Source organism: Paenibacillus sp. J2L1-98, from assembly GCF_056269405.1.
Window position 1 is genome coordinate 107,369 of sequence record NZ_JBWDNW010000001.1, and the last position, 21,859, is coordinate 129,227.

The following is a 21,859-nucleotide window of genomic DNA, read 5'->3' on the forward strand; positions in this document are numbered from 1 at the left end:
AAGTTTTGGTGTGCTGAATAAAAAAAAGAGAAGCCCCAATATACCATAGGACGGCTTCTCAAAGCAATCATGAGTTTACGGTCACGCCAATGAGCCAGACAGCTCCAATAATGAGCAATAGATTAAGTCCGAACAGAAAGGGAATGCCTACTGTGAAGGTGCGGTGCATTGTCTTATGGCGCCAAGTTTTCATTGCGAGCCAAGTGCCGCACGCACCGCCAATCGCGCTAAGCAGAAACAGATGTTTTTCCGGTACGCGCCGGCGCTTTTTTTTGGCTCTCATTTTGTCCAAGCCCATTAATGCGAATGTGTAGCTGTTAATCACAAGTAAATAGATTATCAAAACATAATAGGCCATATGCATAGAACACTTCCTCTCCAAATGGGGACTCCTGACGTTAACAGATCGGCCGAGACGTTCAGGTATGTCTCGGCTTCGCTCTATTTGTCGGCACAGCTGTGTACGGATCATCCGGCCAATGATGCTTCGGATAGCGCCCCTTTAAATCCTTCTTCACTTCGAAATACGCATTCTCCCAAAAACTGCTCAAATCTCTTGTTACTTGGACCGGCCGCTGTGACGGCGATAACAAATGAAGCGTCACCGGAAGTCTTCCTCTTGCGAGCAGCGGAGTATTCTTCAAGCCGAACAGCTCCTGCAATCGAACGGCGAGCACGGGAGACTCGGGATCACTGTAATCAACCGGAATGCGTGATCCGCTCGGCACTACGATATGGGTCGGAACCTGCTCATCCAGCTCCTGCTTCTGCTTCCAGCTAAGCTTGCCTTCCAGCAGCAGCTGCATCTGGAGCTTCTGCAAATCCGAGCGGCTCTTCATCCCGTAAATATGCGGTTTTAACCATTGCTCCAATGAATCCAGCAGCGCTTCGTCGGAAGCGTCCGGCCAATCATCACCCGCAAGAGCCATCAGTCTCATCCTGGCCTTAAGCTGCTGCGCTTGCTTCGTCATCGGCAGCATTGCGAAGCCTGATTGACGAATCGCAGCAATTAAAGTGTCCGCCACCTGATTTTCATCCGGCTGCTGCAAAATCGATTCCTTCATCACAATGGAGCCTAAGCGGATACGCTTCCTCGCCCTTACCGCTTGAGCTGACGCATCCCATTCCACGGCTTCATCGGCCGTTATATAAGCGGCTAGATACTGCTCGATATCATTTTGCCGAAGCTCGGCCGCCAGACGTACCCGGCTCTCTGTGCCGGCATCGTCCAGCTCGCAAGCGGCGAGGTAGTGCGATCGGGATAACGGCTGCAGCTCCGGCAGCACCGCGCCTCTTCCGTTTGCCAATAAATAACGGCCGTCGCTGCGCCGAATTGCGATACGATCGGGATAAGCAAACGCGAGCAAGACGCCAAGCGGTATTTGCTGTAAGTGCCGATCGGCACTTGCAGCTGCAGACTGCTGCGAAACGACCCGTTCCCATTGATCTGCCTGAGCCATTATACGGTACGCGGCTCCGGTACCGGGATGTTCGACGCTCCCGTTTTTTGGGGCTTTACTGTCTCGTCCTGTCAACCGGTAAAGCAGGTCCAATCGAAGCTGGACGTCTACATTGCGCTCCTGCGGAAGCATATCCCGTTCACTTAACAAAGCAGCCACCTCGCAAGCCGCTCGCGCTGATCCCATTTCTGAAGCCTGCAAAATCATTGCCCCAAGCCGCGGATGAAGGCCGAATTGCGCCATTTTTGCGCCTGCTGCAGTCGGTTTGAAGCTGTCATCGATCGCGTTAAGCTGTTGCAGCAAAGCTGTCGCTTGTTCATAAGCCGCAACGGGCGGCGGCGTTAACCAGTCCAGCTCAAGCGGATCTTGTATGCCCCAAATCGCCAGCTCCAGCGCAAGCGACGAAAGATCCGCCTCGAGCAGCTCAGGCGCGCTTTGCTCAGGCAAATAAGGATGCTCGAGCTCCGTCCACAGCCGGTAGCAGCTGCCTGCCGCCTGTCGTCCCGCTCTGCCGCGGCGTTGATCGGCCGACGCTGCGGAGACAGGCACCGTTTCCAGCCTAGTCATTCCCGTTCGCGGCGAGAAGCGTGGAACACGCATTAGACCGCCGTCAACAACAATCCTAACTCCCTCTACCGTTAAGCTGGACTCTGCAATTGAAGTAGCGAGGACAATCTTGCGCTCCCCATCGTGACAAGGTGCAACAGCTGCATCCTGCTTCTCGAGCGGCAAGCTGCCGTGAAGCTCCTCGATTCGAACATGCGCTGCAAGTCCAGACTCGTTAAGCAGCCTGGCCGTGCGGCGTATTTCTGCGACGCCAGGCAAAAAAGCCAGCACATCCCCTTCATGCGCGCGAAGTGCTTCTGCAATCGTCCGTGCCATTTGCTGCTCCATCGGCCCAGTCAGCCTTGCTGGCGCATAATGCGTCTCGACGGGGAATACCCGTCCTTCGCTGCGTATGACGGGCGCACCGCCCAGCATCTCGGCAATCGGCCCCGCAGCAAGCGTTGCGGACATGACGACCATCCGCAAATCTTCACGGAGCAGCGACTGCGACTGCATGCAAAGCGTAAGGCCAAGATCGCCATGCAAATGACGTTCATGAAACTCGTCAAACAAGACGGCTCCGACCTGCTCAAGCGCCGGATCTTCCTGCAGCATGCGCGTAAGCACGCCCTCGGTCACGACTTCGATGCGCGTTCGCGGGCTGACACGCGAATCAAGTCTTACACGGTAACCAACCGTTCCGCCAACCTGCTCCCCTAGCGACTTCGCCATGAACTGGGCAGCGGAGCGCGCAGCCAGCCTGCGCGGCTCGAGCATGATGATCTTTTTGCCGGACAACCACGGCTGATCGAGCAGCGCAAGCGGTACGCGCGTCGTCTTCCCTGCTCCGGGCTCTGCGACTAATACGGCATTAACTCCGCTGCGCAGCGACTCCAGCAGCTGAGGCATTACCGCATCAATCGGCAATTGCTGTTGCTTCATGCTGATTGCTCCTTCGTCTAATTCCATCTCATTTCACTATTCGCAGCATTTGCACGATCGGCCTGTTGTCGCCTGGCAGCGATGCCTCGCTGCTCAAAAGCTGCGAAGAGCCGTCGCCATCCAGAAAAATGCCGTCAACAAGCTTCCCGTCGCCGATGCTGGTAACTATCGCTTCCCGAAATACGGCTAACGAGCCCTTCGTTTCACTAACGATTAAATATAGATCACCTGTACTATCATATACGGCAGCTGAACGCAAGCGGTCATCCTCCGGGAAAGGCGCGTTTTCCTTCACCGTTTGCCCGTACCAATGAGCATCATCGCCTAGACTCATACTAATGCCGCCTTGTGCCCAAAAGCGGGTATGATCCTTCACCTTCAGCTCAGAAGCATGGCCGGCGACCTGCACGCTTAACGAATCAGAGGCGCCATCCCATACGAGTGTTCCTCTCGCAAACTTTACATTTTCGGTTCCCGTTCCGAAACTGCCTACATCCTTATTAATTGGAAGGCTGTCTACCACCCCGATGCTTAACAGCTGGTTGCCGTAAAAAAAGCCGCCGTTAATGCCGACCTTGCCTGAAAGCGTAACATTATTATTGATTGTTTCCAGTGTAACGTAAGCTGCTCTCGTTTGAAGCACATGAAGCTTCATTCCGCCGGGCGCTGTCTTAGAATAATAAGTATAATGCAGCTTTTGCCCAGTCTCTAAGGTATCAGCTGCGGTACGGTTGCCAAGCGCAACAATCATCAGATAGAGCATGATTCCCAAAACGGCCATAATTCCTGCCAAAATACCGATTACCGCAAACAAGCGTTTGCCGCTCATCCGTGCAGACTCTTTCATTTCCATTGCAGTTAAGTCTCCTTAGCTTTCTTCATTTAAACCAACCCTTTGTCCTAAACCAAGCATACATCCCCACTCCAATGACGAACATAACCGTTATGACGGCAAAATAACCCCAGCTCCATTCAAGCTCAGGCATATTGCTGAAATTCATCCCGTATATACCTGCCAAAAAAGTCAATGGCATAAAGATCGTCGTAATGACGGTAAGAGTCTTCATAATCGAATTCATTCGATGTGAATTGTACGAAATATAGTTGTCGCGCAGGTCAGCCGTCATCTCTCTGCTGGAGTCCATCATCTCCGACAGCTTAAGCAGGTGGTCGTAGACATCATGATAGAAAGCCAAATATTGCTTCAGTCCTATAATGCGGTCCGAATTCGTCAGTCGATATAACAAGTCACGCATAGGCACAATCGTTTTGCGAAGCCGGAGCAGCCGGGACCGGATGCTAAAAATATCGCTCATCGCCGTCTGGCTTTGCGCATCGCCGATGCCGATTTCCATATCCAGCAGCTGGTCCTCCAGCTCGTGAACCGCAGGGAAATATTGATCGACCAGCTTGTCCATCACGAGATATGCCGCATACAAGTGGCCATTTTCGCCAATTTTCTTTCTTGACGCAAGCTTTATCCGCGCATCCTCGATTTCCGGAGAAGGCTCATAGTGAAACGTAACGATAAACCGCGGACCGATGAACATGTTGATTTCATTAACGGTTAATGTTTTCCGTTCCACTTCATGGAGCACCAAAAAATGAACGTCGTCGTAATGATCCAATTTGGGCCGCTGAAGCAAATGATAGCAATCCTCGATCGCGAGCGGATGAAAGTGAAAAAATGTATCGAGCAGACGGCATTCGTCTTCCTTCGGGTTATTAAAATCAACCCAGTACCAATCCAGCTCCGCCGTCTTTAGCTCCTCAAGCGTTAAGTCCATCCGCCACTCTTTTTGTTTGGTATAGCCTATAATCTGTATCAAAGGATAAATCCTCCCATTCTAAGCGCAGCTTAATCGAAAAATCGACCGGTTGTTCAACTTTTTCATTTTACATGAAATCGCAGCCGCTGTAATGGATACTTCTTTAATTTTAATGCTTCCCGGCTAAGCCGGCCTTAATCCTCCTGCTGCGTTCGGGTCGCTTCGAACACCGTCTCATAAACAGATTCGCCGATGGCGCAGCCGATCGTAGTCGCAGCACCGGCATAAGCATGCACCGCATTCCAGCTTGCTGCCTGACTGACACCGATCACGATAGCGTCTGTCGTGGTGCCTGTTGCCGATTCGCCGTTCACTTTCTCTACGATGCCTAATTGCTGCAGTGCGGCTGTCTTTGCTTCTGTCGCGGTTATAATTGCGTTAACCATCGCAGCTTCAGTCATTTGGCCATCGATCAAAATAATCGTATTAATCGTTCCAGGCGAATAAGCGGAAAAGGTGCTGCGAGGCAAGCCGGCTCTCGCCGCATTTCGCGTTCCGACAGTCGTGCAGCACAGCAGCTTAAACCGGTCGCCTTCAAGCTCGGTTATGGACGCGTGCGTCAGCTTCGCCGCGGTAATCAGACCGATCGTGTCATTGGAATCGCAGCCCCATTCCCCGCACTGCCTCACAATATCGCCAGCGGGATCATCGCATTGATAGGTTAGCGGCACCTTCCAGTTTATGATGCGGTTCGAATAGGAGAAGCCTCCCGGATGAATCGCGCTGCTTAGGGCGTATAGACGTTCCGGACAACTTGCTTCAATCCGGTCATCAAGCAGCTGCAGGCTTACGCCTCTCCAAATGATTGAATCATATCGCTTACCACCACGGAAAGGCTGAGTCATCGTGCATCTTCCGCCGGTAGACCGAGCAGCTCGTAAATAAGCGCGATGTTAAGATAGCGGCGCGCATGCTCCGCCAGCCGGTCGAAAGCAGATTCACGTCTTTCTTGAAACCGCAGATCAGCAGGCAAGCGCTCAAGTCCCTTCGATTCCCGCAAGTTGTTTAACCAATTTCGGCGAAAATCGTCATTATGCAGAATACCGTGAATAAACGTTCCCCACAGTTTTCCATCGATCGAGCTTGCTCCCTCGGCTTCGTAGGGAGAAGAAGCCTCGTCCCCCATCAGTGATCGATGCTCCCTAATTTGAAACGGCCGATAAACGGATTGATCCTCCTGCTGCCAATACACCTCGCCCATATGAATCTCATAACCTTCGATCTTGACAGGAGACGCATCACCGCTAAATTGGCCTGCACCTTCGACTCGTACCGTTCTTTTCTGCTCCGTAAAGCGGACTTCGAATGGAAAAAAGGATAACCCGTCCGTTTCCACTACTGATGACTCGATGTGCAGCGGATCATACAGCTTAGCTCCCAGCATCTCGTATCCGCCGCAAATACCAACTGCTGCCCCGCCGCTGGACACATGCTTATGTATTAGCTCGGCCAAGCCTGCTTCCCTCAGCCATAATAAATCCTCGATCGTATTTTTGCTGCCTGGAAGGATGATTGCGTCAGGGTTGCCCCACTGACCAGCATGTTCAATATAGCGAAGCTGAACGTCCGTCTCGAAGCGCAGCGGGTCGATATCCGTAAAGTTAGAAATGCGCGGCAGCCGGACAACGGCTATATCCAGCTCCCGCTGCTGCTTATCCCCATCCGAATGTAAGGCAGCAGCGTGCTGTTTGCTAAGCGAAAGCGAATCTTCATCCTCGAGCTCGAGGCCCGGCATAAATGGCAGGACACCCAGCACTGGCTTCCCTGTTCGATCCTCCAGCCAATCCAGTCCAGCTTGCAGCAGAGATACATCGCCGCGAAACTTGTTAATGATGAAGCCGCATACGCGGTCTCTCTCCTCCGGCTCAAGCAGCTCCAAGGTACCGACGATGGAAGCAAATACGCCGCCCCGGTCAATATCGGCGACAAGGATAACGGGTGCGTCCGCCCAAGCTGCCATCCGCATATTGACGATATCGCGATCCTTCAAATTAATCTCAGCCGGACTGCCCGCGCCTTCCAGCACCACGATGTCATGCGCCTCGCGCAAACGCCGAAGCGACGCCTGGACGATACTGCCGGCGACCGGCAAATATGTCTCGCGGTATTCTTTTGCATTATAATCGCGCAAAGGCTTGCCGTGCACCACGACTTGCGATTTCATTTCTCCCGTAGGCTTAAGCAATATCGGATTCATATCCGTCGTCGCGAGGATGCCGCAAGCATCCGCCTGCATCCCCTGCGCGCGGCCGATTTCTTTGCCGTCCCATGTGACATAGGAGTTTAGCGACATATTTTGCGATTTAAAGGGGGCCGTACGCTGTCCGTCCTTCGTGAAAATTCTGCAAAGCGCAGCCGTAATCAAACTTTTGCCTACATCCGACGCTGTACCCTGAACCATGATTGTGCGGCCTAAAGCTGCGTCTGCACCTGATTCACGCCCATCTTTAAAAGTCATTTTGCACCACGGCTCCCGTTCTGAATTAAGCACAGCTTCAATGCCGCCACCAGCTGCTCATTCTGCTCACGAAGCTTGACGGCAACCCGAATATAAGTATGATCAAGACCGGGGAATCTCGATGCGTCGCGTATGAGGACGCCCCTCTTCCCCATCTCAAGCTGGAGCATACTTGCGCTAATTCCCGCGTCCTTCGGAATGCGTACAAGCAAATAATTAGCCGCGCTAGGGTTAACGTCAAAGCCGATTGCCTGCAGCTCTGAGATGAGCCACGGCCTTTCCTCCTGTAGCCACGCAATCGTCCGGTCGGCATAATCCGCCTCGTCCAGCACCGACTCTCCGATCAGCTGTGCTAAGGAATTAACGCTCCAAGGCACCTGCAGGCGCCTTAATCCGCTTAACGTTCTTGGCATGCCTACGATATAGCCAAGCCGAATGCCGGGTATCGCGTAAAATTTCGTCATAGAGCGGATAACGAATAATCTTTCATTTTTCGTTGCCTCCTGAATAAGGCTGTAACGCGATTCCTCCGGAACAAAATCCATAAACGCTTCGTCAACGACAACATATCCGCCCTTTTTCAACAGCTTCCGTATGAGCTCCGGATCTACAAGCTGTCCGGTCGGATTGTTCGGGGAGCCAAGAATGAATAACGATCCGGCAGCAGCTGCTTCGCATAAATGCTCCCTATCCATGATCAATTCGAATTGATGATCCGCTGACAGCTTAACTTCGTACACCGCCCCGCCAATTTTCCGTAAAGCGTCTCCGTATTCGTCAAAGCAGGGGATAGCCAGCGTCGTTAATTTGGGCTGCAGCACACGTACGATTAGATCAATCAATTCCGCTGCCCCATTACCGACGACAATCGATTGCTCATCGATATTGTGCAGCTTCGCTAGCTTCTGTCTCAGTCCGCGCACGGCAGGATCCGGGTATTGTCCGATAAGCTCCGTATAGGCGAGTAAAGCTTGCTTTACACTAAGCGGCGGCCCCAGCGGATTCATGTTCGAGCTGAAATCCACAAATTTTTGTGCAGGTATTCCGAAAGCTTCCTCCGCGGTCCGCAAGTCACCGCCATGACCGTATCTTTCCAACATTTTTGCTTGCAACTCCTTTTCTATAGCGCATGCAGCCATATGACCGCAGCAAACAACAGCACCGCTTCAATCGCTTCGTTCATAGCCCCATATGTATCGCCGGTCAAACCGCCAAGCTTCCGATTCAGCCATGCCGCAAGGAACCAGCCGCAACAAGCGGTTATCAATCCTATAATCAACAGCAAGATGAATGCTGCGTTCTCTCTCATGCCAGAAATCCATAAAACGATCCATGTGCCGGCAGCAGCTGCGACAAACGCTGCCGCAGCGTGCAAACCTTTAACTTCATTAAACAATACAGCAATTCCTTCTCCTTGCCTCGCATTTGGCCAGCATGCAATTGCCGCGCTCATCCAAGCCCGGCTCCATATCGGACCGATCACGAGCAGCGGCCAATAAAGCTTAGCCTGAACACCATCCAATAATTCGTATAACAACGAGGCTTTAAACAACAGCAGCAGCACGGCAGCTAGCACGCCCATCGCCCCTACCCGGCTATCCTTCATAATTTCGAGCATCCGCTCGCGGGAGCGGTTACTTAATACGCCGTCTGCCGTGTCCATCCAGCCGTCTAGATGCAGGCCCCCGCTTAATGCCGTCCAAAAGGCGAGCACCAAAACAACTCCGGGCGCTGCCGGAGCAAATAAGTCTATTAACCAAGCGAAAGCGGCGAGGCAAACGCCTATGAGCGCTCCCGCGAGCGGGAAATAGATCACACTCCGTGCAAGAACGGGTCCTTGAAAAGGAACCATCACCGGGACCGGAAAGCGCGTTAAAAATTGAAATGCAGCGATAAGAGCTTGAACATGCAGCTTTAACTCACGACGAACCATACCGCTATCACTCCCGCAAATAAAATAAAGCTAACGCTATACAATAAACGAACGGTAAGCAGTATATCGTTCGGCTGCAGCAGACGCGTCGGCCAGCCCATTCTTGCCCGTTCACTAGCGACGCCGAAGTACACATTTGTGCCGCCCAGCTCAATGCCAAGCGCTCCAGCCACCGCGGACTCCGGGATGCCGCTGTTTGGGCTCGGATGAAGATGCGAGAAGGCGAATATGGCGCGAACCGCTCGCCCTGCCTTCATTCGCCGGAAGAACAATGCCGAGATCGTAAGCATTACGCCTGTTAATCTCGCAGGTATGTAATTAAGCACATCATCCGTCCGTGCCGAGCACCAGCCAAACCATATATACTTCTCATTGCGGTACCCGACCATCGAATCCAGCGTGTTCGCAGCGCGATACAGCATAGCGAGCGGTGCTCCTCCGATAAGAGCGAACAATAACGGCGATACAAGCGCGTCTACCGTATTCTCGGCTACGGTCTCGACAGCAGCCCGCGAAGCCTCCCGTTCATCAAGCTTTGCCGTATCCCGCCCGACAATATAACCGACATACTTTCGCGCTTCACCAAGTTTCCCCGCGGCTAGCGGGACATAGACCAGCATGGCCGCTTCCTTCAAGCCCTTGACCGCCAGCGTAGTCGATATAAACCATGCGCTTACCGCATAACCGAGCCACGGATGCAGGGCATCCGCTGCCCAAACGATCAACCACATGGATCCCCAGCTTACCGCAAGCGTTACCGAAGTAAGAATGACTCCCAAAGCCTTAACAGCGGCAGGTCGACCAGTGAACCGTTCTGGTGCGAGAATGCGCTCAAGCAGCCGAATGAGCCGTCCTATCCATATAACAGGATGGGTTGGCCATTTCGGATCACCTGCTATCCAGTCAATCGCAATAGCTGCCGCCGCAAGCAGCAGCAGCTCCTTCATGGAGTATAAAATCATAGTTGATCCCACCTGAAGGCTTGCGATTTAAGCTCGATTGGTATGCCCGCCGTCACGAGAAAGACCCGCTCGCAAATCGCTGCTGCCTGCTGATTAAGACGCCCCGCTTCGTCTCGGAACAATCTGCCCAGCGGATAAACCGGCACGATGCCGGAGCCAACCTCATTCGTGACAATGAGCAAGGGATAAGGATAATTTCGGATAGCTTCCAGCAGCTTAGTTATTTCTATTTCCAGCCGATTCTCTTCTAACGATTCCTGCTCGATTCGCAGAAGCCAATTCGTCAGCCATAAGGTTAAACAATCGAGCAGAACTACGGGCGGCTCGTGGCCATTGTGTGCTGCTGCTTTAAATTGCTCGGCCATCCGATTCAGCCGTTCAGCTGCTTCATAGGCTTCCTCTTTCGTTTCCCAGCAAAAGCCGGATTCGACGCGATCTGTACGATGCTTTCCGATTCGTTCAACCATCTCTTCATCATAAGGGAGACAGGTCGCGATATAAATGCCGCGGGCCGCAGCCCGCTTCGCATATTGCTCAGCGAAACCGCTCTTTCCGCTGCGGGCCCCGCCGGTTACCAGTATTGCCAACTTCCATCACCTAGCCCTTGGATACGCCTGCGCTCTCGAAAGTTGCCATCTCCTGCATGAGATGGAGCGCAGCGTCAATAAAATGAAAACATAATACCGCTCCCGTACCTTCTCCAAGGCGCATCTCCAGCTGCATCATCGGCAGCAAGCCGATCGATTCCAACAGCTTCAGATGACCCTGCTCCTGCGAGAGATGGGAAGCGAGCATAAAGGGAAGCGTCTGCTCTGCGATACGCGATGCGACAAGCGCCGCAGCCGATGAAATATAGCCGTCGATAACGACCGCGCACCCGTTCGCCGCAGCTCCGATAATGACGCCGACAAGCCCGGCAATTTCCGCCCCTCCGACCTTGGCGAGCACATCGATTGGATCAGACGAATCAACCTGATTAACAGCGATCGCGCGTTTCACGACATCCACTTTGTTTAACCAGCCCGCATCGTTAATCCCTGTTCCGCGGCCTACTGACTCTTCCGGCGTTAGCCCCGTCAATACGGTTGTGATAGCGGCGCTGGCTGTCGTATTGCCAATGCCCATTTCACCCGTTGCAAACAAACGGCAGCCGCGCTGCACCTGCTCGTTCACGACTTCTATTCCAACCAAAATCGCTTTAATGGCTTCTTCACGCGTCAATGCAGGCTGCTTCGTCATATTGGCCGTCCCGCGAACTACTTTGCGGCTTACGAGCCGCTCATGCTCCAAATCCGCATTCACGCCAATATCGACGCATATGACGTCTGCTCCGGCTTGCCGCGCCAATACGTTGACAGCCGCTCCGCCGTTTAGAAAGTTGAGTACCATCTGCGGAGTCACCGCCTGCGGAAACGCGCTAACTCCCTCATCGCAAACGCCGTGGTCGCCTGCCATCACAATGACAGATTTGCGTGATAAATCAGGCCATAATTGACCTGAAATACCGGCCAGCTGCTTTGCAATGGCCTCAAGCTTGCCTAAGCTGCCCGGGGGCTTCGTTAAAGAATCAGAATGTCTGGCGGCTAATGCCGCTGCCTCTTCATTGAAGGGCTTTATTTGAGCAATCGTATCCGTAAGCTGTTTATACAAATCGTTTTCCATTTCGTCAGCTCCTTCAAACCCGCTTGGGCTGTTTAGTTAAATAAATTTGGTTGAATCATGATTTGCGGAGCGCCTGTCAAAGGATGCATGATGATAGCAGTAGTCGTCTCATAAACCTGTTCGATTAGCGCTGACGTAAGCACCTCTTGCGGCGTTCCTGCGGCAGCGACCTTACCTTGATGAAGTACGAGGAGCTCGTCACAATAAAGAGAAGCTAAATTCAAATCATGAAGCACGGCGATAACAGTTAATCCGCGCTCGCGCTGCCATAATCGCACTGTATCGAGCAGCTGTACCTGATAGCCAATATCCAAATAGGTTGTCGGCTCGTCCAGCAAAATTATAGACGGCTCCTGCGCCATCAGCTTTGCCAACGCTACGCGCTGCCGTTCTCCTCCGCTAAGCTGATCCATTTTGCGGTGCTCCAGCTCTTGAAGGCCCATCGCGGCTAATGCTCCATCGATAATCGACTCCGAATCATTTTGTTCGCTGCCAAGCCAGTTTTGGAACGGATATCTTCCCATGCTGACGACCTCGCGAACAGAGAACAAGGAAGGAGGCAGACCGCCCTGCTGCAGCACAGCCAACTTCTTGGCTAGCTGCTTGCGCGGGTAAGATGCTACGTTTCGGCCTGCGAGCAGCACCTCTCCTTCCTTAGGCTGATCGACGCCGGAAAGCAAGTGAAGCAGCGTTGACTTGCCAACGCCATTGGGTCCGATAATGCCGTAAATACGCCCTTCCATAAACGAGCAGGAAAGGCCGTTCAGCACAGGCCTTCCCTGCACCGTCTGTACAATGCTTTGCACCTCGATCATATCGTCCCTCCTTGCTTCAGCTGCCGCCTGTGCAGTAAATAGGCGAAGAAAGGCGCACCGATAAGCGCCGTAACGACGCCCAGCGGAATTTCTTTTGGCGACAGCGCTATTCGCGCCAGCGTATCTGACCAAAGGACGAATGCGCCCCCTCCGATTGCTGATAAGGGGGTAATCAGCCGATAGTCCGGACCGACAAGCAAACGGATCAGATGAGGAACCACAAGCCCGACGAAGCCAATAACGCCGGATACGGATACGGCTGCTGCCGTCAGCAGCGTCGAGCTGATTAATACGATTAGCTTCGTTCGTTCGACGTTAATCCCGAGATGCGCAGCATGCCGCTCTCCAAGCACGAATAAATTGAGTGACTGACCGTAGATGAGCAAGAGCGGAAACCCGACCAGCAGAAATGGAATAAGCATATAGACATTGTCCCAGCTCCGCATGGCAAGCGAGCCCATCAGCCAAAACAAAATCTGATTAACGACGCCCTCGGACATCGACACCATGAAAGATACGAAAGCGCCAAGAAACGATTGGACAATGACGCCTGACAAAATAAGCGTTTCAATAAGCATGACGCCTTTGCTCCGCGAGAGCCAGAAGACGCCAAGCAGCGTAACGGTTCCCGTACCGAAGGCTATAAGCGGAATCGTCCACATGCCAATCGCAGTCTGCAGCCCGAATAATATGATGAATGCGGCACCTACCGAGCAGCCCGAGGCTACGCCTAACGTGTACGGATCGGCTAACGGATTGCGCAGCACACCTTGAAAACCGGTGCCCGCAAGCGCAAGGCAAGCGCCGACAAGGACTGCAAGCAAAACGCGTGAAAGTCTTACCTGAGTTACGATCGCTATTTCTCCCGGCGTATAAGGAAGCGGCTTATCCGCAAGCCAAGGCAGCTGATGAATCATTATTCCCCATACGTCCCGAACAGAGATGCCAGCCGAGCCGATCGATAGACTAACAACGATAGAAACAGCAAGAAGGAGCATAGCTGCTCCTCCATACCAGACAAGTTTATAGGTCATTTGATTATTTTACGAGATCCGGGTGAATCACTTTAGCAAGCTCGAGCAAACCGTCGGCAAGACGCGGTCCTACGCGTACGAGAGGATCCTCGGTCACAGCAAACATTTGCTTATTTTTCACCGCATCGATGACATTCCAACCGGGACGGCTTTCAATGCCAGCAACGATAGGATTCGGGTCCTCCTTCAAATCAGGGTAAATAATAAGCTCCGGATTTTGAGTAACGACTTCCTCTGCGCTAACCTCGTACCAGCCAGGTTTAGCAGCTGCAATGTTCTTACCGCCTGCCAGTGTCAGCAGCTCATCGAGGAATGTGCCGGATCCAACCGTCCAACCAGGCGAAAATTCCAAGTATACGTTCTTCTTCTCAGCGTCCTTCACGGCATCTGTGACCTGCTGCTTAATCATACGCATATGCTCAGCAATTACAGCCGCTTCGGATTGTTTATTCATAATATGACCTAAATTTTCGATTTTGGCAATAACTGCTTCATAAGTAAGCGGATCTGTCGCATATACCGGAATTTTCAATTGGCGCAGCTTCGTGATCGCTTCCGTGTTCATCGACGATGACGCGAGCACGAGATCAGGGTCCAGCGCAGCGACTGCTTCGATATTAGTCGTCATATCGCCAACTTTCGGCTTGGACGCCGCCTCCACCGGATAATTGCTGTATTCATCGACGCCAACCACTTGCCCGCCTGAGCCAATGGCATAGATAGCTTCCGTTTCACTAGGAACTAGCGTAACGACCTTCGCCGGTTCTTGCGCGATGGTAATCTCCTCTCCTGTATCATCCTTTAGCGTGAGCGGATAAACAGTAGCTTTCTCGGCCGGCGCCGGCTCGTTCGCAGCGGCCTGCTCCGAATTAGCAGCCGTATTGCCAGGCTTGTTCTCCGTTTCGCTGCTTGCACCGCACGCGCTCGTAAATACGAGCATCATCGTCATAAGCAAGCTGATAAGCAACTTCATCATATTACGGTTAATCCCATTCATCTCGTTCTTCACCTCTATATTATTTTTTCGTATAAAATAAAAAAAAGCATCTCTGGCAATTGTGCCAGAAATGCTGTTATACGCTCTCTAAAAACAAGCTAAGCGAAAAGCTTCCCTAACACCGTCCTAAGTCCACGTAGGTTTAAGCGTTATGTAAACAGGCAGATTTTCTGACTCGGTTAGCGCAGCGAAAGCGTGCTTTCGCTGTCAATCCTTACAGTGGCGGGTCCGTGCCGGATTCTCACCGGTCTTCCCTATTAAGTGTCCACGAGAGTTTACAAGCTGTTTCCTCCTTGTAAGACAACCTCGTATCCACACCTGTTTATCCATTATGAAATTATCAGTTGTTAATATACACTGTCTCTCGAAATTTGTCCATTCATATCCTTACAATTATTCAGCGCGTCAATCCCGTTCTGCTCCTTCCATTTGCCGCATAGGTAACGTAATAGCCTCTTTCATTACTCTTTAACGTAATCTACTTCTGTTTGACCGTAAAGGAGGTCATTACCAGACATGCAGCCCCTGCATAGGCCGATCTCGCCACTTTTTAGATTCATCTGCTTTTTTGTCGCTATTTCGCTTCTCGCCGGAATTGCATTTACCTTGCTCCGCGATCGCGACGAAGCGCCGCCCCCTGTAACGGAGCACGCATTCGAGAGCGGACATGCGATATGGTCGATCGATGCTTATCCGGCTAAAGTGCTTCACAGCAACAACTTTTCAATAGAACTGACCGATCTGTCCGGAGCTCCCTTGCAGAATGCCGGCTTAACGGTCAAGCTTGAGATGCTGAATATGATCTGCGGCGATTACGAGTTCAGCATGACCGAAATTGCTCCGGGAAAGTATTCGGGTGAAGGTGTACCTTTAATGGCCGGCACGTGGAAGGCAACGTTAACGCTTGTAACGGGCGATCACACGTATAATATTGTAAGACTATTACGGGCAATCCATTAGTCCGCTTACCAAAGCCACGGATTTATTGTCGGGATAACACCGTTGACGGCCAGCCCGCGCAAAATGGATATGACGCCTACGGCTATTGCCGTCACGACGCTCGCTTTGCGCATGAACCGCCGCCATTTCCTGTTGGCAAAGGAGGCAATAGATGCAGCAGCCGCTAATGCCGGAAAGGTTGAAAGCCCAAACAAAGCCATGACAGCCGCCCCTTGAAGCCCAGAACCGGTGGAGGCGGCTGTCATCTGCATCGCATACGTCAAGCCGCAAGGCAAAAATCCGAAAGCAACTCCTGTAGCTAGCAAATGCCAATGTTCTTGATTAACGGAGCGCTGAGCGCCGCCTGCCAATCTCCGGTGAAGGATGGCCGATAACCGGTGCATAAGCGGCAGCTGAAATCTGCGCCACAGCCACAGCAGCAAAAAACAGCCGCCTATAATAGAAGCTAGGCCTTGCACGCCTGCAAGCTTGCCGGCCACATCAACAAAAGAACCAACTACTCCCATAACGGCTCCCAGCATACTATAGGATAAAACACGTCCTGCATTGTATAGAAGCATAGATTTATGCACAGATGCCGAGGAATTCAGCGATACGGCGGACACGATCCCGCCGCACATTCCGATGCAATGCGGCGCGCTGAACAAGCCGGTCAACATAATGAAGCCCACCTGCTGCCACGTCATCGTCATTAGCTTGCTCCAGCCTTTCGCCGAAGCTGACCCGTGAGCCGGAGCGCGTTGCCAACGACCGATACCGAGCTGAGAGCCATTGCGGTTCCTGCCATCCAAGGCTCAAGCAGGCCAAATGCGGCAAAGGGAATAATAATCACATTGTAGAGAAAGGCGAATGTTAAGTTTTGCCTGACATTACGAATCGTTAAGCGGCTTATTCTGATCGCTTCAGGGATCGCCTGCAAGCGGGAGAAGAGCAAAGTCATATGACCTGCGCTCAGCGCCGCGTCCGTCCCTTCCCCCATCGCAAGCCCAACATCAGCAGCAGCCAATGCCGGCGCATCATTCCAGCCATCGCCGGCCATTGCGACCCGCTTGCCTTGACGCTTCAGCTGCTCAATAAGCGCTACCTTGCTCTCTGGCAGCATGGAAGCATGAACGGCAGCGATACCTGCAGCTTTTGCAGCCGCTCGAGCCGGGGCCTCGTGATCGCCTGTTGCCAGCAGCGACGAAACGCCCAGCGCCCTTAGCTCCTTTACCGTATTTCCGGCATTTGACTTAACCTTATCGCTAAATGCGAGTACGCCAACGCATTGTCCTTCGAGCGCGGCGTAAAGCACCGTTTCACCAAGAGCCTCCCGCTGCTTCGCAAATGCGGCGGCTTCGCTGCTTGTGGTCCATTCACGTTCATGTGCAAATCTGGCATTGCCTACCGCGAATCGTTGTTCCTCAACAACCGCTTCTACGCCCCCGCCTGGCGTAAACTTATGCTGACTGGCGTCAGGGATGACAAGTCCAAGCTTGCCGGCCTCACGCATAATGGCAAGTGAAAGCGGATGAGCCGTCCGTGCTTCGGCGGCAGCCGCCAATCGCAAAACCGAAGCCCGGCTTCCATTAACAGCCAGCATGGCGCTTACATGCGGCTTGCCCTCCGTTAATGTCCCCGTCTTGTCAAAAATAATCGTTTGAATTCTCGCTAAGCGCTCGAGCGCTCCCGCTTCCTTCGCCACAATCCCTTGCTTCGCGAGTCTGGCGGATGCGAGGACTAGCGAGATCGGTGCCGCTAACCCAAGAGCGCATGGGCAAGCCGCTAACAGGACTGCTATAGCGCAAATATAGGCTTGATTCCAATTGCCCGGCTCAAGAATCGTTCCCCACATCACAAGCGTTGCCAGCGCGAAGACGAGCATAACGGGTACAAACCAGCTCGCAGCCGCATCGACATTGCGCTGAATCGCTGATTTCGACCGCTGCGCTTGCCTGACAAGCTCTTGAATCCGGCTCAGCATTGTATCATGTCCGGCCGCCCTCGTCCGGATGCGAAGCCGCGCGCTTTCGTTACGAGTTCCCGCCCACACCGGATCGCCCTCTCGCTTAGCAATCGGCAAGCTTTCTCCAGTAAGCAGGGATTCATCCGCTGCCGACTGACCGCCGCATACGATACCGTCGACCGGCACAACCTCGCCTGCCTCAACGATCACGATGTCGCCTTCTCGAACAAACTCCGTCTTCATGCGAACAATTTCCCCAGCCCGTTCAACCGCAGCTGTTTGGCTCTGCAGCTTGCCATAGCCGTCCGCTCCGTGCTGCGCCCGGAGCGAAGCCGAGACTTCAATATATTTTCCAAGCAGCACGGCCGTAATCACGACAGCGGAGGTTTCGAAATATAGCGGCGGGGCATGAGCAGCAGAAGCTGAAACCGGACTTAGCAAGCCGTTCTGAAATACGGCATAATGGCTGTACAAATAAGCAGCGGTCGTGCCGATCACAACCAGTACATCCATATTCGCGCTCCGCTCGCGCACCGCATGATAGGCGCCAAAATAAAAGGGAAGTCCAATCACAAACTGTATGATCGAAGCGAGCGCAAGCTGCAGCCATGGCAGCGTTAACCACGCCGGCAAGCTGGCAAGCCATGGCTCCAGCAGAGGAATATGCTGTACCATACCGGTTAATAGCGGCAGCGTTAGCACAGCCGATACGGCGAGCCTTAGCTTAAGCGATTTATGCTCTTTATGCAGTCCTGCCTCTGCCGTCTCATTCAGGAGCGCCACAAATCCCAGCTGCTTTACCCGCTCGGCTATTTGTTTAGAACCGAGCAATTCCGGCTTAAACTGAACCCATGCTGTTCGAAGCGGAAAACTGACCGCCGCCAACTGTACGCCATCCATTTTGCCGACTGCCTTCTCGATCCTCGCTGCGCAAGCTGAGCAGCTCATACCATGCACCGCAAAATCTATCGTAATATCCCGTTCCGACTCATCATTCTGAGCTGCATGCTTCAACTAAAGCACCCGCCTTCCATTCATTGCCGTCCAAATGCCTGTACCTCTGCGTTTATCTATATGACAGGCAATCGAATTGCATGAATGGAACATGCGGCTACATCCTGTTCGGAGCGGGTATGCCCAATATTTCCAGCGCATCCTGCATCGTTTGTTTATAACGCCCGGTAAGCCATATGCGCAAGCACTTCGCCTGTCCTTCTGCTTTAAGAATCGGACAGGCTGCATAGAAGTGATTAAATAAAGCAGAAAGCTCATAAACATACGAGCACAATTGATGCGGAGCCAGCTCCTTGACAGCTGCTTGAAGGGTCTCAGGCCAATAAGCAAGCTGTCGAAGCAGACTTCGTTCCTGAGCCCCCAGCTCATTGAACGCCAATAAATCATGCGGGGGTGAATCAGACACTCCGGTCCTCTTCAAAATGCTGCTGGAGCGCGCATAGGAATAAAGCAAATAAACACCGGTATTCCCGGATATCTCCGTCGCCTGATCGAGATCAAATACAACCTCCGTCTGCAGATGGTAACGCAGCAAATAGTAACGGATAGATGCGGCCGCTATCACATGACTCGCTAAACCGGCTTTGCGGGAACGTTTCGCATCGATGATTTGTTCCATTCGTTCCAAAAAATCAGCAATTTTGATGCCGATCCCTTGTCTGCCCGACATAGCGTAGGCATGTTTGCCGTCGGATGTATCGATGCCGAGACCCTTTGCTATGCCTTGACTAAGCGACACGACGCCATAGCTGACATGCCGGAGCTGCTCTGCTTGCTTCTGATAGCCTAGGGCGAGCAGCGCCTGCTTGACCATCGCCTGCGGATATTCCTGCCGCTGATCAATCACATTAATGACCATATCGGCGCGGCCTATTTTCTTCCTCACACCGCCTGAATGGGTGGACCATAGGCGATCCGCAAACTTTTTGTAGCGAAAATCTTGATCGAGCAAACCAAACTTCCAGAGGTGATAAGCGATGTCCTTGGCGGTATAGGTCAGAATGCCATTCGAGCGAACGAGTACTTTATCGGCTTGAAACTCCGATTGCTCATCCGGCTCGCCCTCGGCTGCCGGCTGCTTCAGCACATAGCAGCCCTTCAGCTTTCCTTCGTCTTCCAGACGGAATATTTCTGTCGTCTGCAGAAGCGCAAACGCCCTTGACCAAAAGCCCTCCCTTACAATGCTGCTTTCCCACACGAGAACATCGTAAGTGATGCCGAACCGCTTCATTTCCTCGATATGCTCGCGTACGATCCGTTCCGCAATGAGCAGGCCCATCCATCCAACATTGGAATGGCCCTCCTCCAGCATGGTTAGCACACTTGTACGCTGCTTGAGCATTTCTGGCTGCTCCTTGTACGCTTTATTGATTTTGGCATACGTCTCCCAGCAAAAATCGCCAAAACGGTCATAAGGCTGCTCCGTCGTCGTATTCAGAATGCCTACCACTGTATCTGCTAACTGATTGCCCAAGTCATCGATATAGTTATGCACCTCTACTTCATGACCTGTCCTTCTCAGCATTCGGGCTAATGTGTCGCCTATGCAGGAATTGCGCAAGTGACCGATATGAGCCGATTTATTCGGATTGATCGACGTATGCTCGATGAGCACTTTATTGCCGGATTGCATGCTGAAATACGCCGGCTGAGCCGATGCCTCCGCCCACCAGGTCCAATTTACAAAAAAGTTAAGAAAGCCTGGAGGCGCGACCTCAATTTTTCCGACCGAAGCGGCAATGCCTGAATGAGCAAGCAGCTTTTGTTTGAATTCACTTGCGATTTGCGATGGCGCACGCTTCAATAACTTTGCAAGCTGCATAGCGATGCTGCTGCTGTAATCGCCATGCTCAAGACTAACGGGATGCTCGACCGCGATCTTTAAATTTTCTGGTCGCACCAGCTTCTGCCCCGATAGAAGGTCCTGCGTTATTTCTTCAATGGCCGCTATGATTTGTTCATGAATCATTAAAGTCTCCTCCATTCGGCTAAAATAAAAAAAGGCCCCCGTCTCTAAAATAAGAGACGAGAGCCGTAAAGATCCCGTGGTACCACTCTAAGTGCCAAGCTTAATTCCGGCTTGGCCCCTCGTTTTCATAACGGTCTATGACCGGATTTGCCTACTGCTGCACGTTCGGTTCGGCAAACCATTTCCTGGGCCCGCTTCATCTAAGACATCCGTACCGGCTTCCACTGACCCGGCTCGCTGCAACTATCCGTCATAGACTACTGTCCCAATCACTAATGTTATTTATATCCAATTGATTGCTTAAATGTATTTATACAGGATACGAATGGCCATGTCAAGATGGAATATAAGACCGTTTTGCATGCAAGCCTACTGCTCCGTCAGGATGACCGGACCATCTTCTGTAATGGCAATCGTGTGCTCATATTGGGCCGATAAGCCGCCGTCAACCGTTCTGGCCGTCCAGCCGTCTTGATCGATTTTGCTATGATATTTCCCCGTATTTAACATCGGTTCGATTGTCAGTACCATTCCAGCCTTTAAACGCGTTCCTTTATGCGGAGGTCCATAATGGGGCACTTGAGGCTCCTCATGCATTTCCTGGCCGATGCCGTGTCCAATAAAATCTCTCACGACCGAGAACCCTTGCGACTCAGCAAAAACTTGAATAGCATGCGAAATGTCGCCGATTCTATTTCCCACAACGGCCTGTTCAATGCCTCTATAGAGCGATTCCTTCGTAACATCGAGCAGCTTCTGCGATTTTTCCGACACATTCCCGATCGCATACGACCATGCCGAATCCGCCAGCCAGCCATCCAGGTTGACAACCATATCGACCGTCACGATATCTCCTTCCACTAACAGCGTCTGACTAGGAAAACCGTGACATATAACATCATTAACCGAAGTACAAGTAGCAAACGGATATCCGTGATACCCTTTTTGTTCCGGTATTGCTCCATTATTTTGTAAAAAGGTTTCAACAAATTGATCGATTTCCAGTGTCGTAATACCGGCGCGAATGAATGTCCGCAGCTCCCGGTGACAGGCCGCTAAAATCTCGCCCGCTTTTTTCATTTTCAAAATTTCGTCCTTCGTCTTGATTATGATCATTGCTATCACCCAATCCTTCACTTCATTTACGACGCAGCTTGAACTGTTTTCCCTGAAACCAATATGCTTTTTAGATTAACCTAAATGTCGTTAAAAATATATCCAACTAACATCTAACCCCCATAACAAGCTGTAAGCAGCTGCATCCTTATACTCTTTTTTATGATCCAATAAGCGAATTTATTAAATTAGGATGATCGTCCACATCAAAAAGCCG

Annotated in this window: 19 protein-coding genes, 1 riboswitch and 1 other annotated feature; of the genes, 1 reads left to right on the forward strand and 18 read right to left on the reverse strand. The window is 52.1% G+C overall.

The genetic code is table 11. From position 1 onward, the window contains the following. Positions 1–67: 67 nt before the first annotated feature. The 14 genes from AC0YNZ_RS00520 to AC0YNZ_RS00585 all read right to left on the reverse strand — a co-directional run bounded on the left by AC0YNZ_RS00520 (position 68) and on the right by AC0YNZ_RS00585 (position 14,617). Complete coding sequence (locus AC0YNZ_RS00520; protein WP_475824808.1) at positions 68–364, reverse strand: DUF1294 domain-containing protein; 297 nt, start codon at positions 362–364, stop codon at positions 68–70. Between the two features lie 55 nt (positions 365–419). Beyond that, positions 420–2,948 (reverse strand): ATP-dependent helicase HrpB, encoded by a 2,529-nt coding sequence (gene hrpB, locus AC0YNZ_RS00525; RefSeq protein ID WP_475824809.1) that lies wholly within the window; start codon positions 2,946–2,948, stop codon positions 420–422. A gap of 28 nt (positions 2,949–2,976) precedes the next feature. Next, positions 2,977–3,801 carry a hypothetical protein gene (locus tag AC0YNZ_RS00530; RefSeq protein WP_475824810.1) on the reverse strand — a complete coding sequence of 275 codons (825 nt, stop codon included), beginning with the start codon at positions 3,799–3,801 and terminating at the stop codon, positions 2,977–2,979. 25 nt (positions 3,802–3,826) lie between these two features. Further along, positions 3,827–4,777 carry a magnesium/cobalt transporter CorA gene (gene corA, locus AC0YNZ_RS00535; RefSeq protein WP_475824811.1) on the reverse strand — a complete coding sequence of 317 codons (951 nt, stop codon included), beginning with the start codon at positions 4,775–4,777 and terminating at the stop codon, positions 3,827–3,829. Positions 4,778–4,911: 134 nt separating this feature from the next. After that, on the reverse strand, positions 4,912–5,622 hold the full coding sequence (locus tag AC0YNZ_RS00540; protein ID WP_475824812.1) for an adenosylcobinamide amidohydrolase: 711 nt from the start codon (positions 5,620–5,622) through the stop codon (positions 4,912–4,914). Continuing rightward, positions 5,619–7,235, reverse strand: coding sequence for a cobyric acid synthase (locus AC0YNZ_RS00545; RefSeq protein ID WP_475824813.1), 1,617 nt, complete (start codon positions 7,233–7,235; stop codon positions 5,619–5,621). The genes AC0YNZ_RS00540 and AC0YNZ_RS00545 overlap by 4 nt, the downstream gene beginning before the upstream one ends. Continuing rightward, complete coding sequence (gene cobD, locus AC0YNZ_RS00550) at positions 7,232–8,335, reverse strand: threonine-phosphate decarboxylase CobD (RefSeq protein WP_475824814.1); 1,104 nt, start codon at positions 8,333–8,335, stop codon at positions 7,232–7,234. The genes AC0YNZ_RS00545 and cobD overlap by 4 nt, the downstream gene beginning before the upstream one ends. 20 nt (positions 8,336–8,355) lie before the next feature. Continuing rightward, complete coding sequence (gene cobS / locus AC0YNZ_RS00555; protein ID WP_475824815.1) at positions 8,356–9,168, reverse strand: adenosylcobinamide-GDP ribazoletransferase; 813 nt, start codon at positions 9,166–9,168, stop codon at positions 8,356–8,358. After that, positions 9,150–10,130 carry an adenosylcobinamide-phosphate synthase CbiB gene (cbiB, locus tag AC0YNZ_RS00560; protein WP_475824816.1) on the reverse strand — a complete coding sequence of 327 codons (981 nt, stop codon included), beginning with the start codon at positions 10,128–10,130 and terminating at the stop codon, positions 9,150–9,152. Before cbiB ends, cobS begins: the two co-directional genes overlap by 19 nt. After that, complete coding sequence (gene cobU / locus AC0YNZ_RS00565) at positions 10,127–10,717, reverse strand: bifunctional adenosylcobinamide kinase/adenosylcobinamide-phosphate guanylyltransferase (protein WP_475824817.1); 591 nt, start codon at positions 10,715–10,717, stop codon at positions 10,127–10,129. Before cobU ends, cbiB begins: the two co-directional genes overlap by 4 nt. 10 nt (positions 10,718–10,727) lie before the next feature. Further along, on the reverse strand, positions 10,728–11,792 hold the full coding sequence (gene cobT, locus AC0YNZ_RS00570; RefSeq protein ID WP_475824818.1) for a nicotinate-nucleotide--dimethylbenzimidazole phosphoribosyltransferase: 1,065 nt from the start codon (positions 11,790–11,792) through the stop codon (positions 10,728–10,730). Positions 11,793–11,824: 32 nt separating this feature from the next. Further along, on the reverse strand, positions 11,825–12,607 hold the full coding sequence (locus AC0YNZ_RS00575; protein WP_475824819.1) for a heme ABC transporter ATP-binding protein: 783 nt from the start codon (positions 12,605–12,607) through the stop codon (positions 11,825–11,827). Next, on the reverse strand, positions 12,604–13,605 hold the full coding sequence (locus AC0YNZ_RS00580) for a FecCD family ABC transporter permease (protein WP_475824820.1): 1,002 nt from the start codon (positions 13,603–13,605) through the stop codon (positions 12,604–12,606). Before AC0YNZ_RS00580 ends, AC0YNZ_RS00575 begins: the two co-directional genes overlap by 4 nt. A gap of 40 nt (positions 13,606–13,645) precedes the next feature. Beyond that, the gene (locus tag AC0YNZ_RS00585; protein ID WP_475824821.1) at positions 13,646–14,617 is read right to left on the reverse strand and encodes an ABC transporter substrate-binding protein; all 972 of its coding nucleotides are present in this window, start codon (positions 14,615–14,617) and stop codon (positions 13,646–13,648) included. Positions 14,618–14,781: 164 nt separating this feature from the next. Next, positions 14,782–14,939: riboswitch (cobalamin riboswitch) on the reverse strand. 215 nt (positions 14,940–15,154) lie between these two features. On the opposite strand from AC0YNZ_RS00585, the gene AC0YNZ_RS00590 reads away from it, so the two are divergent. After that, a complete protein-coding gene (locus tag AC0YNZ_RS00590) occupies positions 15,155–15,598 on the forward strand; it encodes a hypothetical protein (RefSeq protein ID WP_475824822.1) in 444 nt (147 codons plus the stop codon). A 5-nt stretch (positions 15,599–15,603) separates the two neighbouring features. Here AC0YNZ_RS00590 and AC0YNZ_RS00595 read toward each other — a convergent pair whose 3' ends face one another. The 4 genes from AC0YNZ_RS00595 to map form a co-directional block, all read right to left on the reverse strand. Further along, on the reverse strand, positions 15,604–16,290 hold the full coding sequence (locus tag AC0YNZ_RS00595; protein WP_475824823.1) for a sulfite exporter TauE/SafE family protein: 687 nt from the start codon (positions 16,288–16,290) through the stop codon (positions 15,604–15,606). After that, on the reverse strand, positions 16,290–18,557 hold the full coding sequence (locus AC0YNZ_RS00600) for a heavy metal translocating P-type ATPase (protein WP_475824824.1): 2,268 nt from the start codon (positions 18,555–18,557) through the stop codon (positions 16,290–16,292). The genes AC0YNZ_RS00595 and AC0YNZ_RS00600 overlap by 1 nt, the downstream gene beginning before the upstream one ends. Before the next feature lie 97 nt (positions 18,558–18,654). Further along, positions 18,655–20,526, reverse strand: a complete 1,872-nt coding sequence (locus AC0YNZ_RS00605) for an arginine--tRNA ligase (protein ID WP_475824825.1) — start codon at positions 20,524–20,526, stop codon at positions 18,655–18,657. Between the two features lie 49 nt (positions 20,527–20,575). After that, positions 20,576–20,808: a binding site (T-box leader), on the reverse strand. A gap of 87 nt (positions 20,809–20,895) precedes the next feature. Further along, positions 20,896–21,642 carry a type I methionyl aminopeptidase gene (gene map, locus AC0YNZ_RS00610; RefSeq protein ID WP_475824826.1) on the reverse strand — a complete coding sequence of 249 codons (747 nt, stop codon included), beginning with the start codon at positions 21,640–21,642 and terminating at the stop codon, positions 20,896–20,898. Between the last annotated feature and the right edge of the window lie 217 nt (positions 21,643–21,859).

Coding starts and splice junctions, on each gene's coding strand:
- AC0YNZ_RS00590 (WP_475824822.1), top strand. CDS start 15,155: ATGCAGCCCCTGCATAGGCCGATCTCGCCACTTTTTAGATTCATCTGC.
- AC0YNZ_RS00585 (WP_475824821.1), bottom strand. CDS start 14,617: ATGATGAAGTTGCTTATCAGCTTGCTTATGACGATGATGCTCGTATTT.
- hrpB (WP_475824809.1), bottom strand. CDS start 2,948: ATGAAGCAACAGCAATTGCCGATTGATGCGGTAATGCCTCAGCTGCTG.
- cbiB (WP_475824816.1), bottom strand. CDS start 10,130: ATGATTTTATACTCCATGAAGGAGCTGCTGCTGCTTGCGGCGGCAGCT.
- AC0YNZ_RS00520 (WP_475824808.1), bottom strand. CDS start 364: ATGCATATGGCCTATTATGTTTTGATAATCTATTTACTTGTGATTAAC.
- map (WP_475824826.1), bottom strand. CDS start 21,642: ATGATCATAATCAAGACGAAGGACGAAATTTTGAAAATGAAAAAAGCG.
- cobD (WP_475824814.1), bottom strand. CDS start 8,335: ATGTTGGAAAGATACGGTCATGGCGGTGACTTGCGGACCGCGGAGGAA.
- AC0YNZ_RS00605 (WP_475824825.1), bottom strand. CDS start 20,526: ATGATTCATGAACAAATCATAGCGGCCATTGAAGAAATAACGCAGGAC.
- cobT (WP_475824818.1), bottom strand. CDS start 11,792: ATGGAAAACGATTTGTATAAACAGCTTACGGATACGATTGCTCAAATA.
- cobS (WP_475824815.1), bottom strand. CDS start 9,168: ATGGTTCGTCGTGAGTTAAAGCTGCATGTTCAAGCTCTTATCGCTGCA.
- AC0YNZ_RS00545 (WP_475824813.1), bottom strand. CDS start 7,235: ATGACTTTTAAAGATGGGCGTGAATCAGGTGCAGACGCAGCTTTAGGC.
- AC0YNZ_RS00530 (WP_475824810.1), bottom strand. CDS start 3,801: ATGGAAATGAAAGAGTCTGCACGGATGAGCGGCAAACGCTTGTTTGCG.
- AC0YNZ_RS00595 (WP_475824823.1), bottom strand. CDS start 16,290: ATGACGATGACGTGGCAGCAGGTGGGCTTCATTATGTTGACCGGCTTG.
- AC0YNZ_RS00540 (WP_475824812.1), bottom strand. CDS start 5,622: ATGACTCAGCCTTTCCGTGGTGGTAAGCGATATGATTCAATCATTTGG.
- AC0YNZ_RS00580 (WP_475824820.1), bottom strand. CDS start 13,605: ATGCTCCTTCTTGCTGTTTCTATCGTTGTTAGTCTATCGATCGGCTCG.
- AC0YNZ_RS00575 (WP_475824819.1), bottom strand. CDS start 12,607: ATGATCGAGGTGCAAAGCATTGTACAGACGGTGCAGGGAAGGCCTGTG.